Source organism: Anabaena sp. WFMT, assembly GCF_051781005.1.
In the GTDB taxonomy this organism is placed as follows: domain Bacteria; phylum Cyanobacteriota; class Cyanobacteriia; order Cyanobacteriales; family Nostocaceae; genus Anabaena.
In genome coordinates this window covers 170,480-184,191 of the sequence record NZ_JBPWOA010000033.1, presented here as the reverse complement: position 1 = coordinate 184,191, position 13,712 = coordinate 170,480, and the positions used below count along the sequence as shown (strand labels likewise).

The following is a 13,712-nucleotide window of genomic DNA, read 5'->3' as shown; positions in this document are numbered from 1 at the left end:
TTTTAGGTAACAATTTTACACAGTTTTTTTGCCACTAGCCGGACTTATGTAACTACTCGAAATTCCCACAGTGATTGAGCATGATTTTCTAGTTTAATACACAGATAGATCCCCGACTTCTCAAAAAAGCAGGGGATCTGAGTCTCTAAAACACTCGATGTTGTAAAGATGGCATTTGTCGGCGTACTTGTTCTAGTCTGGTGGGTTTAATTTCTGCGATCGCAACTCCTGGTTTATCTCCGGCATCTGCTAGAATTACCCCCCAAGGGTCGATAATCATTGCATGACCGTGGGTTTGACGGCGGGCGTAGTTAGTCCCAGTTTGGGCAGGAGCAATAACGTAACAAGTGTTTTCAATCGCTCTGGCTTGCAGCAACACTTGCCAATGGTCTTTACCTGTAAAAGCAGTGAAAGCCGCTGGAACAAAGACAACATCCACTCCCTTGTCTGCTAGATGTCGATACAGTTCCGGGAAACGGACATCATAGCAAATAGAAAGTCCTAAATTACCCAAGTTGTCGGAAAAATGGACTGGGGGTAAAGCCTTACCAGCCATAACAGTACTAGATTCTTGATAGGTGTTACCATCAGGAACATTCACATCAAACAGATGCGCCTTGTGGTAACGTGCCAGTTCTTGACCATTGGGATTGATGAGTAAGGCCGTGTTGTAGACTTTGCCTGTGCCATCTCCTACGGGTACAGGAAAGCCGCCGCCGAGAATAGTAACTTGAAAGCGCTGCGCCATTTTGATTAGAAATGTTTCCGTTGCTTGAGCAAGAGCATCTGCTTGGGCAAGTTTGTCTTTTTCTTCTCCCATAAAAGAGAAATTTTCTGGCAACCCTACCAATTCTGCACCCTGACGCACGGCCAAATCAATTAATTCCTCTGCCTGTGTCAAGTTTTTCTGTAGATCAGGCACACTGGTCATTTGAATAGCGGCGGCTAAATAAGACTTCATAGATTCAAAAACAAACAGTGGATTTGTATGGGATAGACTCTCAAATATATCGTTACTTCCAGATTGGTGGAAGCTAGTCACAATTGCGTAATTTGCGCTTCTCGCGAAAATACTCACTATCCTTAGGGTCTTACTATTGCTATAGTATTTTAAACAGGCAAGGGTAATCAACTTGTATAAAAACCCATTTGCTGACGACGTTTGATGATAGGCATAGTTTCGATACTGTGCAGTCAGAGAACACCAAAAAATAAATTACCCAAAAATTGTAGTGTGGGTTAGCGTAGCGTAACCCACCATTATTCCTTCAGTTGCAAGTGTTGCGAACTAGCTAGTGTATACGGTTAAATATAGCTTTAAGATATTTACTGACTGCCTAGCCTATGCATCGAATCTATTTAATTGGTAACTAGAACTTGATCACAACTGAAACGAAGCAGTTAAAGCCACCGCTAAAGCGTCCGCAGCATCATCAGGCTTAGGAATTTCATCTAAATCTAACTCTCGCGCTACTGCATCTTGGACTTCTGCCTTATCTGCATTACCATAATTTGTTAAAGCTTGCTTAATTTGAGCAGGGGTAAATTCTACATAAGGAAGCTTGCACTGTCCCAAAACCAACATAAGTACGCCCCTAGCCTGTGCAACAACAATAGTACTTGACATACGATAGAAGAATAATTTTTCAATTGCCACCAAATCTGGTTGTAACTCCTTCATCAGGGTGTGTAAATCGTCATATAAAATACATAACCGCTCTGTCATTTCAGTATTAGAAAAAGTGCGAATCACACCAAAATCGATCATCTTTACTGTCGTGTCTTGTACTTTACCTTGACTTTGTTGCCAAGTAATTGCCCCAAACCCTAAAGTTGCTAGTCCTGGATCTAATCCTAAAATTCGCTTTTCCATAAAATTCATTTTTACAAATACAGAGTGTCTTTACATACAAAATAATTACCAGTGAAAATGTTTCCCATCTCATGAAACATCCCCACAGACGGAATTACCAAGCCCACATAGAAAATCTCAAACTGATACGACAGGTAATATTAACAACTTTAAAGATCGACTCCAAATATAAAGGAATTGAAAAATATCATGATTCCATCCTTGGTCTTGAAACCAGGTAGTGTACATTTTCTGTTAAACATTGTTTGTACCACTGTTCCCTATTAGGTATGTCAATCGGTTTTCTCAGACAAGCCCTCAACGCCCTACAACTACAGTCACACAGCCGTACTTCCCATCGGGTTAACCAGTGGTTTAAGTGGCTATCCCCTGGAATATCGGTGAAACGCTGGTTCCTAATCAGTGTTGGGGGTATTTTCTTGGCAAGTTTGGGGTTGGCTATTTGGATTAAGCTAACCCCCATTTTTTGGGGGATAGAATTGCTGAAGGTTTTTCTGGGATTCCTCGCCAATATTTTACCCAACTACATCAGCGGTCCCTTGGTTTTACTGTTCGGTGTGTTGTTAGTGTTGTGGGGACAATCCCGCACCGTGGGTTCAATTACTGAAGTTTTAAGGCCACAAGGCGATGAGGAAGAACTGATAGATGTGCTGTTAGCCCATCGTCGTTTGTACCGGGGTCCCAAAATTGTTGTAGTTGGTGGTGGTACTGGACTTTCTACTTTACTCAGAGGCTTAAAAACCTATAGTGCTAATATTACTGCCATTGTTACCGTAGCTGATGATGGTGGTTCTTCTGGCAGGTTGCGCCAGGAATTTGGTGTTTTACCTCCTGGGGATATTCGTAACTGCTTGGCTGCACTAGCAGATGAGGAAAAGTTATTAACAGAATTGTTTCAATATCGGTTTCGGGCGGGGGATGGTTTGACAGGTCACAGTTTTGGCAATTTGTTTTTAACTGCCATGACTGATATTACTGGAGATTTGGAACAGGCTGTTGCTGCTAGTTCCAAAGTACTGGCGGTGCGGGGACAAGTTTTACCAGCAACCCTCAGCGATGTGCGTCTCTGGGCAGAATTGACAGATGGCCGCCGGATTGAGGGGGAGTCTAGCATTCCCAAAGCTGGGGGAAAAATTGTCAGAATTGGCTGTATTCCTGAAAATCCACCAGCCTTACCCGCAGCAATTAAGGCGATTAAAGATGCTGATTATATTATTATTGGGCCGGGTAGTCTTTATACTAGCTTAATACCGAATATGTTAGTTCCAGAAATTGCGGATGCGATCGCTGCCAAAAATGTTCCTCGCATCTATATCTGCAATATCATGACCCAGCCAGGAGAAACTGACAGTTACACAGTTGGTGAACACATTCAAGCTATAGATGCCGCTTGTGGTAACAGAAGGCTTTTTGATGCCGTATTAGTACATAAAAAAACACCCTCTGCCCAAGCACTTATCCGCTATGCCCAACAAAATTCTCATCCGGTTTTCTTAGATCGTGAAGTCATCAGCCAATTAGGTCGGCGTATTATCCCCGCTAATATCATCTATGAAGATGAAAATGGTGCTGTTCGCCACGACCCGCAAAAACTAGCTAAGGTTTTACTGAAATGGTACAGTGGAGCGCATCATGGGAAGTGATGGATACTGGGGGGCAGAGGGGCAGGGGGCAGGGTGCAGGGTGCAGGGTGCAGGGTGCAGGGTGCAGGAGGATGTTTACCAATTACCAATTACCAATCACCAATTACCAATCACCAATGACTAAAATTTTCCTTTCTGATACAGAGGCAACACAGAGATTAGGTATTACCCTGGGGGAAAACCTGACTGCTGGAAGTGTCATTTTACTAGAAGGTGATTTAGGTGCGGGTAAAACTACCTTAGTCCAGGGTATTGGTAAGGGTTTAGGAATAACTGAATCTATTGTCAGTCCTACGTTCACTCTGATTAACGAATACATTAAAGGACGCATTCCCCTTTACCATCTAGATTTGTATCGCCTAGAACCTCAAGAAGTGACAAGCTTGAATTTAGAAAGTTACTGGGAAGGGATGGAAGTTATACCGGGAATTGTCGCTATTGAATGGGCTGAACGAATGCCATATCTACCAGATAGTTATTTAAAAGTATCTTTAACCTATGGTGAAAATGGCACTCGTCAAGCGGAAATCACTCCTGTAAATTGTACGTTAAATTCATTGATAAAACAGTTTCAGACAGGGATTTAAACCCTTTCATTTACGAAAAAATTCTTCATTCCTTGAATTCCTTAAATCCGTCAAAAGAGTATTAACTCATTCATTCCGTGAAATCCTTAAATCCGTTAAATCAGTGATCATTTTTTGACAAGAATGTTAAAGCCTGCCCGCGAATTTCCGTATTTACCTGTCCTTTGTCATAGACAATCTCACCGCCGACAATTGTTGTGACAGGCCAACCTGTCAGGTTCCATCCTTCAAAGGGACTCCAACCGCATTTGCTTAAAATTTCTTCACGCTGAACCGGGCGGTAGTTGTTTAAATCTACCAGCACTAAATCAGCATCATAACCAGGGGTAATTTCTCCCTTATTAGGAATACCATAAGCCACAGCCACAGCCTTAGACATCCAATTAGCGACTTGGGCAACAGTACATTTTCCTGCCATTGCAGCCGTTAACATTAAAGGTAGGGAAGTTTCTACACCCGGCATTCCCGAAGGAGTATTGGGGTAAGGTTGAGCTTTTTCTTCTAAGGTGTGTGGTGCGTGGTCGGTGGCGATGAAGTCAATGATGCCATCACGTAGAGCTTGCCATAGTATTTCATTATCGTGGTGCGATCGCAATGGTGGATTCATCTGCGCTAAACTCCCAATGGTTTCATAAGCACTCGTATTTAACAACAAATGTTGTGGTGTCACCTCCGCCGTTACCCAACTTGGTTTATCCTCACGCAGTAACTCTGCTTCCTCAGCCGTTGACATATGTAGAATATGTAACCGTCGTTGGTATTTTTTAGAAAGTTTTAATGCCAGTTGGGTTGCTAACAGTGCAGCTTGATTATCCTGTATTTGGGAATGAACAGCAGGATCATCAATCCCAGCAAACTCCAGACGGCGTTGCTTAATTCTCTCTTGATCTTCAGCATGAACAGCAATCAACCTGTCTCCCTGAGCAAAAATCGCCTCTAGCAGCCCTTCTTGATCAACCAGCAACTGCCCATGCATCGACCCCATAAAAATCTTAATTCCCGGTGTCGGCTTTGCCAAAAGTAACTCTGCTAAATTATCAGCCGTCGCCCCAATAAAAAAGCCATAATTAACTAAACACTTATCGGCGGCACGTCGTAGCTTGTCATCTAAAGCTGACTGACTAATTGTCAAAGGCCTTGTATTAGGCATTTCTAGAAAGGAGGTGACTCCCCCTTTAGCACAAGCACAACTAGCAGTGAACAAGTCCTCCTTGTGTTCTAGTCCTGGTTCCCGGAAATGTACCTGTGGATCAATTACCCCAGGCAACAAAGTTAACCCTTGTGCGTCAATCTCTTGAGTTGATGTAGCATGAGCAATTTCTTTCCCTATCTCGACTATTTGCCGTCCAGCCGTCAGCACGTCCCCAATCATCAACTCACCATCGGGTAGAATTAGGCGTGCTTGGCGAATCAGTAAACTTTTTGGAGATGACATGGATTTAACAGCGTTAGGTATGGAGATTCATTGATAATAGATAAATTTATCTCCGAGGTAAACTTTTTGTGCTTTATTCGGAATGCTTTATCTGGAGAAAATTTTACGAAACACGCTCCCCAAATACCATATTAATTAGGAAAATACGCTTCTCTAGTTAAGATAATAAATAAAGTCTCCCCCAACGAGTTAAGTACTTGCCTCTTACCGTAAAACTTAAGTAATTTCATGCAAAATCAAGTGTCTGATAACAAATCTAGCCAACAACCTGATAACTCCTGGATCTTAGAGCTAGGTAAAACGATTATCTTGAGTGTCTTTCTTGCTCTAGGAATTCGTACCTTTGTCGCCGAAGCACGTTGGATTCCTTCTGGATCAATGGAACCGACGCTGCATGGTGTACCAGACCAATGGAAGGCAGACAAGATTATTGTTGATAAGGTGAAGTATAAATTTGCTACTCCTGAACGGGGAGACATAGTAGTATTTTCACCAACCGAAGAACTACAAAAAGAACAGTATCAGGATGCCTTTATTAAGCGAATTATCGGTTTACCAGGAGAAAAAGTAGAACTTAGGGATGGCAAAGTCTATATTAATAACAACCTCCTCCAAGAAAATAAATATTTATCCCCTTCTGTACGTACAGTTGTCGATGTTTGCACATCAGGACCGCAACCGCCATTTTTAGCTACACCTGAAACCATACCACCCAATTCATACTTAGTGTTAGGTGACAACCGTGGTAGTAGTTATGATGGTCGTTGTTGGGGTCTAGTTCCTCAAAAAAATATTATTGGTCGTGCTGTAGTCAGATTCTGGCCGCTTAATAATATCGGGGCGCTAGACAAGTCACCTTTGTATCCCACTTCCAATCCTTAATAATTTGCGGAAGTCCCCACCTTCAATGTACTCATAAGGTGGGGATTGTGAGAATTAAAAAATATCCCAATTTGTAGTATAGATGTAGGGGTTTAGCACTGCTAAACCCCTACTTGTGTGACATACCACTGAAAAAATTGGATAATTTATTTTTTGGTACTCCCTAACGCACCCTACAATACTTATAATCAAGCTATTCTATTTGATAATTGCTCTTACCAATTTACCCTAACTTAGGGGAGTTTGAACCTGGGAGTCTTCTGTTGTACAAAGTAAAATTTCATGATTAGAAAAATTCACCATCTTCCCAAAGTTATAACGAAACCTTTCAGCAAGTCATACTATCACCAACCTGGAACTTTACCAGGTACAATCATCATTGATGAAAATGCTGAACCACCAAATATTATTTTGATTGACTATAACCAAACTACTTTAATCCGTGAACAAATAACTAACCCAGAAGATTGCGCCAATTATTTGGATACAGAATCTGTTTCTTGGGTAGATGTACAAGGTCTAGGTAATCAAGATATTTTAGAAAGATTAGGTAAAGTTTTTGATTTACATCCTCTAGTTTTAGAAGATGTGGTCAATATGGTAGAGCGACCAAAAATAGAAGATTATGAAGACCAGTTAGTGATCATTGCTCGCATGGTAGTACCAAAAGAACGAGGCTATGGTTTTTATAGCGAACAAGTCAGTTTAGTTTTGGGTCAACATTATTTACTCACTGTTCAAGAAGAGCCAGAATATGATTGTTTTGAAGGAGTAAGAACGCGAATTACTAAAGGTAAAGGCATCATTCGTAAACAAGGATCAGATTATTTAGCTTATTGTCTATTAGATGCAATTATTGATGGGTTTTTTCCAATTTTAGAACTTTATGGAGAGCATATTGAAGAATTAGAAGAAGAAGTAATAGTCAAGCCTACTCCACAAACCTTACAAAAAATATATCAAATCCGAAGAGAATTACTACAATTACGTCGAGCAATTTGGCCTCAACGGGATACAATTAATTTTTTGATTAGAGATAGCAGTGAACTTATTAGCGATGAAGTAAGAATTTATCTGCGAGACTGTTACGATCATGCATTACAAGTAATGGATATGGTAGAAACTTACCGAGAACTGGCATCTGGATTAATGGATGTCTATCTTTCAGCAGTCAGTAATAAAATGAATGAAATCATGAAGTTCCTAACAGTGGTTTCATCAATTTTTATTCCCTTAACTTTTGTAGCTGGAATTTATGGCATGAATTTCAATACAGAAAAATCTCCATACAATATGCCTGAACTGAATTGGTATTGGGGCTATCCATTGTGCTTGGGGTTAATGGCCATAATTGCCTGTGGATTAATATTCTTTTTTTGGCAACGGGGTTGGCTTTCAAATTCAGTAAGGATGAAGCGAGATTAAAAATAATTAATTGGTAATTAAATAAAATATTCAAAAATATTCAGAGGGAGTTTGTATTTAGGTTTATGGCAGTACAAAATAGCGACCAAAATCTCATTGTTTTGACGGTTTATATTCTGGGCGTGTATTACACATTCAATCGGATGATTGAATCTATTGATGATATGGTGATGCTAAATTTTGAAAAAGGTATTGTTGATCAGCAATTGAAAGAGCAAAATCTCCAAGACCAAGTAGGAATTTCTTTTAAAACTGGGACATATTCTTTAGAAAAGCTGAAAGATGATTTGAAAGAGATGTCTATGAGTATTGATAATAAATCAGAAAGTTTAGCTGTATATGTTGACTGGGATAATAGTTCTTGGGTAGTTGAACATACTAAACAATCCCGTCGTGTAATTCGCAAATCACCAGACTTGATCCGCGATTTAGCAATACCACAAGTTCCAACCATTATTGCTCCTAAGAAAACAATTTCTGAGACTATTACCGCAGAAGATGTTTTACAAAGAGATAAAGAAACGGGAACATATAAAACAGGTTCCCCATTAATTAATATAGTTGGGCTAAAGGATCAGAAGCCTTTCAAGGGTTTGTACAAAGATTTTATGGATGGTAAAAAAAAGGTAGAATTTTCTCTCCAATTGGTGCTAAGGATATCTGAGTTGCGTGTCGGTTTAGCTCCTGGTGTGAATGTTCCACCGATATCAATTATCAATTGTCCCTTCACTATCGAGAAACTACATTGGAGTTATGCCTTACCTTGGAATAAAAAGAAGTCTTAATCATCCGGACAGAAGGGGCTATCAAGGCTTAAACTGGATGTAGGGGAGAGTAGGCGCAGGCAGTTGCAGATCAGTTGTCATGACTGGTTTGAGGAAAGTCCGGACTCCCGAAAGACCAAACTTGCTGGATAACGTCCAGTGCGAGCGATCGTGAGGATAGTGCCACAGAAAGATACCGCCAGGAATCTTAATGGGTAATGGGTAATGGGAAAAACACCAATTACCAAATTATCAATTACCAGTTCTTGGTAAGGGTGCAAAGGTGCGGTAAGAGCGCACCAGCAACGTTGAGAGGCGTTGGCTCGGTAAACCCCGGTTGGGAGCAAGGCCGGAGGAACTATGGTTGGTCTTTTACCAGTTCCGTAAGTAAAGAGCCGCTAGAGGTGTCTGGTAACAGGCATCCCAGATAGATAACTGCCCTCGCAAGAGAACAGAACCCGGCTTATGTCCGACTCTCTTCTTAAACGAATTATGGATGTTTATTTTCCATAGTTCGTTTTTTATGGTGGTGGCTTTCAATTTTTTGGGGAGGAGCGATCGCATAATCTGACACGACAGTCAAAGATATTCTATGATCACTTAAAATCACTGTTTCTCACTCCAAAATTATCAGATATGCCATTAAGTTGGAATGAAATCAAAAGTCGAGCGATCGCTTTCTAACTAGCACAGTCGTGTAATACATCCATCCAGAGTGATATCGCTATAAGCAATATTTTTTATCAAAATAATCCGAAAGACAGATTTTTTGTATATTTCAATTAGATATCAATCAGCACAATTAATAATTAATAATTAATAATGCCATTGTAAATTTATCCTGTCAGGGGATGATATCGGAATCAAGAATTATGACAGCAGTAGTTAAAAATCAATTAACAGAACATCAGTGGCACAATCTACCTGTACAGGAAGTAAGTCGATATTTAAACAGTAATATTGAAACAGGCTTAAATTCTACTGAGGTAGGCAAGCGCAAAGAAAGTTTTGGCGCTAACGAACTTAAAGCCAAACATGGAAAAAGTGCTTTACTGCGGTTTTTGCTGCAATTTCATCAGCCACTACTTTATATTTTGCTAATTGCCGGTGCAATTAAAGCATTTTTGGGACAATGGGTAAATGCTGGGGTAATCTGGGGCGTAACTCTGATTAACGCTATTATTGGTTTTGTGCAAGAATCGAAAGCGGAAAGTGCGATCGCAGCCTTAGCTTCCTCAGTCAAAACCAACAGCACTATTATCCGCAACGGAAATAAACTCCAAGTTTCCTCCACAGAATTAATTCCGGGAGACATAGTATTATTAACTTCTGGTGACAAAGTACCAGCCGATTTACGACTTGTGCAAATCCGCAATTTACAAATCAACGAATCGGGATTAACAGGAGAATCTGTCGCTGTTGAAAAAAGCACCCAAACCGTAGACGCAGATGCAGCCCTAGCAGAACGCACTAATATGGCTTATGCTGGCAGTTTTGTCACTTTTGGAACTGGTAAAGGTATTGTAGTTGCCATTGGTACAGCCACAGAAACCGGGCGCATTTCTCAATTAATGGAACAGGGAAACATCCTCAAAACCCCATTAACTCGGAAATTTGACAAATTTAGTCGCACTCTCCTTTACATTATCTTAGGTATAGCAGCCCTTACATTTGCCGTTGGACTAGGACAAGGTAAAACCTGGGTAGAAATGTTTGAACCTGCGGTAGCTTTTGCTGTGAGTGCCATTCCTGAAGGATTACCCGCTGTAGTCACCGTCACTTTAGCAATTGGTGTTTCCCGCATGGCACGCCGTCACGCTATTGTTCGCAAGTTACCAGCAGTGGAAACTCTAGGGGGCGCTACAGTTATTTGTTCTGACAAAACTGGGACTCTGACTGAAAACCAGATGACAGTACAAGCCATCTATGCAGGTGATCAGGATTATACTGTCACGGGTACAGGCTATACACCAAGCGGAGAAATTTTACTCAATGAAAATCCTCTAGATTTTAATGATGTTCCTCCTCTAGCAGAATGTTTAAAAGCTGGCTTGTTATGTAATGATTCCTACTTAGAAAATAAAGATGGGCAATGGATAGTAGTTGGCGATCCCACTGAAGGTGCATTAATAACTGCTGCCAATAAAGTTGGGTTAACCCGTGACAACTTACAAGCGAGTATATCCAGGCTTGATGTCATCCCCTTTGAGTCGGAGTTTCAGTACATGGCAACTCTGCATGAAATTAAACAACAAGAACGAATTATTTACGTTAAGGGTTCGGTAGAAGCAATTCTCAAGCGTTGTCAACAGATGTTAAATTCCTCTGGGCAACTTACTCCTGTGGATGCTGATACTGTAAGTCGGCAAGTGGATACAGTGGCGCATCAAGGTTTACGGGTGTTAGCTTTGGCGAAAAAACCAGTATCTGAGAATCTAGTCTCAATAGATCACGCAGATATCGAAAATGATTTGATTTTCGTAGGCTTACAGGGGATGATCGATCCACCCCGTGCTGAAGCTATCAAGGCGGTGCAAGCCTGTCAACAAGCTGGTATTCAAGTGAAGATGATTACAGGTGATCATGCTGTGACTGCGGCAGCGATCGCATCTCGTATGGGTTTTAATCATCATCGGGAAATTCTGGCTTTTACAGGTGCTGAGTTAGCGAGAATGGAAAAACCAGAACTGGCCACAGCTATAGAAGATGGGGTAGTATTTGCCCGTGTGGCACCAGAACAGAAATTGCGGATTGTGGAAGCACTGCAATCTAAAGGTGAAATAGTTGCTATGACTGGGGATGGTGTTAATGATGCACCTGCCCTCAAACAAGCAGATATTGGTATTGCCATGGGTGGGGCTGGTACAGAAGTAGCTAAAGAAGCTGCTGATATGATTTTGACAGATGATAACTTTGCATCTATAGAAGCTGCGGTTGAGGAAGGAAGAACAGTCTACAGTAATCTGCTGAAAGCGATCGCCTTTATTCTCCCCGTGAATGGTGGTGAATCTATGACGATCTTGATTAGCGTTTTGTTAGCCAGAGATTTACCTATTCTATCTTTACAAGTTCTCTGGTTAAATATGGTGAATTCCATTGCCATGACAGTTCCCTTAGCCTTTGAACCCAAATCTGATCAGGTGATGCAAAAACCACCACGTAACCCCAATGAGAAATTACTTTCTCCTAATTTAGTCAAGCGCATTTTCATTATTTCTATCTTTAACTGGATTTTAATTTTTGGTGTATTTGAATGGATGCGACAAACAACTGGAGATATTGCTGTTGCTAGGACGATGGCAATTCAAGCTTTAGTGGTAGGAAGAATTTTTTACCTATTAAGCATCACTCAATTAGGTGTGGCTATTATTGATAATATCCGAGGAATTAGACGAGAAATAGGCGATCAAACTGCAATGTATGTAGGAATTGCCAGCACTGTAATTTTGCAAGTCATTTTCAGCCAATGGAGTTTGATGAACCAACTATTTTACACAGCCCCCTTAGACTTGAATCAATGGTTAATTTGTCTACTTGTTGGCTTGCCCATGATTGCAGTAGCTGCTTTTGCCAATCGTTTGGACTCTAGTTTTTAAGAAATTCCTTGTGGTGTAGGCATCCTGCCCGCACCAATCATTCTGTGAAATCCGAATACATTAGCAAAACATATAACTGATATAACGAATACTAATTTTAATTATCTTTACAAAACTCAACTAAGGTTTTAATGTTGAATACAGATAGGCAAAAAAACCTATCAACATCATAAAAACATAAAGCACTTATAAAATGACCACAACCATTCAACAGCGTTCAACCGCTAACGTCTGGGATCGCTTCTGCGAATGGATCACCAGCACCCAAAACCGCATCTACATCGGTTGGTTCGGCGTATTGATGATTCCTACCCTGTTAGCTGCTACCACCTGCTTCATCATCGCATTCATCGCTGCGCCTCCCGTTGACATCGACGGTATCCGTGAGCCAGTTGCAGGTTCCTTGATCTACGGAAACAACATCATCTCCGGTGCAGTTGTTCCTTCTTCTAACGCGATCGGTTTGCACTTCTACCCAATCTGGGAAGCAGCTTCCTTAGATGAGTGGTTGTACAACGGCGGTCCTTACCAATTGGTAATTTTCCACTTCTTGATCGGTTGCGCTTGCTACTTAGGTCGTCAGTGGGAATTGTCTTACCGCTTGGGTATGCGTCCTTGGATTTGCGTAGCTTACTCCGCGCCTTTGGCATCTGCTACCGCAGTATTCTTGATCTACCCACTAGGACAAGGTTCATTCTCCGACGGTATGCCTTTGGGTATCTCCGGAACATTCAACTTCATGATCGTGTTCCAAGCTGAACACAACATCTTGATGCACCCCTTCCATATGTTGGGAGTAGCTGGTGTCTTCGGTGGTTCCTTGTTCTCTGCAATGCACGGTTCACTCGTTACATCTTCTTTGGTTCGTGAAACAACCGAAACCGAATCTCAAAACTACGGTTACAAATTCGGTCAAGAAGAAGAAACCTACAACATCGTTGCTGCACACGGTTACTTCGGTCGCTTGATTTTCCAATACGCTTCCTTCAACAACAGCCGTTCACTTCACTTCTTCCTCGCTGCTTGGCCTGTAATCGGTATCTGGTTTACCGCTTTGGGTGTAAGCACAATGGCTTTCAACTTGAACGGATTCAACTTCAACCAATCAATCATTGATTCTCAAGGTCGTGTCATCGGTACATGGGCTGACGTAATCAACCGCGCTAACTTGGGTATGGAAGTAATGCACGAGCGTAACGCTCACAACTTCCCCTTAGATTTGGCTGCTGGTGATGTTGCTCCTGTTGCTTTAACTGCTCCTGCAATCAACGGTTAATATCTCAACTGAGTTAATAAACTTAGCTAAATAAAAGATACCCTCCAGAAATGGGGGGTATTTTTTATTGTCTGAATCAGGATTTCCAGGATTTGAGGATGAACAGGATTACTTATATGTATAGTTTAATTGTTTGTTTAATTGTTTAAAAAAAGAAATCAAATCTGGAAAGAGTTTTTGTAATTGTGTAGTCAGCTATTAATCAGTGTTTTATTTGATTACAAATTTGTC

Annotated in this window: 10 protein-coding genes and 1 other RNA gene; 8 read left to right on the top strand and 3 right to left on the bottom strand. The window is 41.1% G+C overall.

Annotated features, from left to right (window positions below; all coding sequences use genetic code 11):
* Positions 1-145: 145 nt before the first annotated feature.
* The gene (locus ACSQ6I_RS22425) at positions 146-961 is read right to left on the bottom strand and encodes a carbon-nitrogen hydrolase family protein (RefSeq protein ID WP_438892494.1); all 816 of its coding nucleotides are present in this window, start codon (positions 959-961) and stop codon (positions 146-148) included.
* Positions 962-1,381: 420 nt separating this feature from the next.
* A complete protein-coding gene (gene ruvC, locus ACSQ6I_RS22420) occupies positions 1,382-1,873 on the bottom strand; it encodes a crossover junction endodeoxyribonuclease RuvC (protein ID WP_438892466.1) in 492 nt (163 codons plus the stop codon).
* 269 nt (positions 1,874-2,142) lie between these two features.
* Between ruvC and ACSQ6I_RS22415 the strand changes: the two genes are divergently transcribed.
* Together ACSQ6I_RS22415 and tsaE are read left to right on the top strand one after the other, a co-directional pair.
* Positions 2,143-3,516 (top strand): gluconeogenesis factor YvcK family protein, encoded by a 1,374-nt coding sequence (locus tag ACSQ6I_RS22415; protein WP_438892465.1) that lies wholly within the window; start codon positions 2,143-2,145, stop codon positions 3,514-3,516.
* Positions 3,517-3,632: 116 nt separating this feature from the next.
* On the top strand, positions 3,633-4,103 hold the full coding sequence (gene tsaE / locus ACSQ6I_RS22410; RefSeq protein WP_438892493.1) for a tRNA (adenosine(37)-N6)-threonylcarbamoyltransferase complex ATPase subunit type 1 TsaE: 471 nt from the start codon (positions 3,633-3,635) through the stop codon (positions 4,101-4,103).
* Positions 4,104-4,203: 100 nt separating this feature from the next.
* Here the strand turns inward: tsaE and ACSQ6I_RS22405 are convergent, their stop codons facing one another.
* Complete coding sequence (locus tag ACSQ6I_RS22405) at positions 4,204-5,538, bottom strand: dihydroorotase (RefSeq protein ID WP_438892464.1); 1,335 nt, start codon at positions 5,536-5,538, stop codon at positions 4,204-4,206.
* A gap of 228 nt (positions 5,539-5,766) precedes the next feature.
* On the opposite strand from ACSQ6I_RS22405, the gene lepB reads away from it, so the two are divergent.
* The 6 genes from lepB (at position 5,767) to psbA (ending at position 13,481) form a co-directional block, all read left to right on the top strand.
* Positions 5,767-6,420: a signal peptidase I gene (lepB, locus tag ACSQ6I_RS22400; protein WP_438892463.1), complete on the top strand. Its 654-nt coding sequence runs from the start codon at positions 5,767-5,769 to the stop codon at positions 6,418-6,420.
* 282 nt (positions 6,421-6,702) lie between these two features.
* Complete coding sequence (corA, locus tag ACSQ6I_RS22395) at positions 6,703-7,845, top strand: magnesium/cobalt transporter CorA (RefSeq protein WP_438892462.1); 1,143 nt, start codon at positions 6,703-6,705, stop codon at positions 7,843-7,845.
* Positions 7,846-7,910: 65 nt separating this feature from the next.
* Entirely contained in the window at positions 7,911-8,630 is a 720-nt protein-coding gene (locus ACSQ6I_RS22390; protein ID WP_438892461.1) for a hypothetical protein, read from the top strand.
* A gap of 46 nt (positions 8,631-8,676) precedes the next feature.
* Positions 8,677-9,090: RNase P RNA component class A (rnpB, locus tag ACSQ6I_RS22385), an RNA gene on the top strand.
* Between the two features lie 391 nt (positions 9,091-9,481).
* A complete protein-coding gene (locus ACSQ6I_RS22380; protein WP_438892460.1) occupies positions 9,482-12,205 on the top strand; it encodes a cation-translocating P-type ATPase in 2,724 nt (907 codons plus the stop codon).
* Positions 12,206-12,398: 193 nt separating this feature from the next.
* Positions 12,399-13,481: a photosystem II q(b) protein gene (psbA, locus tag ACSQ6I_RS22375; RefSeq protein ID WP_438892459.1), complete on the top strand. Its 1,083-nt coding sequence runs from the start codon at positions 12,399-12,401 to the stop codon at positions 13,479-13,481.
* Positions 13,482-13,712: the final 231 nt, after the last annotated feature.

Bases quoted from the DNA above. Each gene is read 5' to 3' on its own strand.
- psbA (WP_438892459.1), top strand. From the start codon at position 12,399: ATGACCACAACCATTCAACAGCGTTCAACCGCTAACGTCTGGGATCGC.
- ACSQ6I_RS22380 (WP_438892460.1), top strand. From the start codon at position 9,482: ATGACAGCAGTAGTTAAAAATCAATTAACAGAACATCAGTGGCACAAT.
- ACSQ6I_RS22390 (WP_438892461.1), top strand. From the start codon at position 7,911: ATGGCAGTACAAAATAGCGACCAAAATCTCATTGTTTTGACGGTTTAT.
- corA (WP_438892462.1), top strand. From the start codon at position 6,703: ATGATTAGAAAAATTCACCATCTTCCCAAAGTTATAACGAAACCTTTC.
- ACSQ6I_RS22425 (WP_438892494.1), bottom strand. From the start codon at position 961: ATGAAGTCTTATTTAGCCGCCGCTATTCAAATGACCAGTGTGCCTGAT.
- ACSQ6I_RS22405 (WP_438892464.1), bottom strand. From the start codon at position 5,538: ATGTCATCTCCAAAAAGTTTACTGATTCGCCAAGCACGCCTAATTCTA.
- ACSQ6I_RS22415 (WP_438892465.1), top strand. From the start codon at position 2,143: ATGTCAATCGGTTTTCTCAGACAAGCCCTCAACGCCCTACAACTACAG.
- ruvC (WP_438892466.1), bottom strand. From the start codon at position 1,873: ATGGAAAAGCGAATTTTAGGATTAGATCCAGGACTAGCAACTTTAGGG.
- tsaE (WP_438892493.1), top strand. From the start codon at position 3,633: ATGACTAAAATTTTCCTTTCTGATACAGAGGCAACACAGAGATTAGGT.
- lepB (WP_438892463.1), top strand. From the start codon at position 5,767: ATGCAAAATCAAGTGTCTGATAACAAATCTAGCCAACAACCTGATAAC.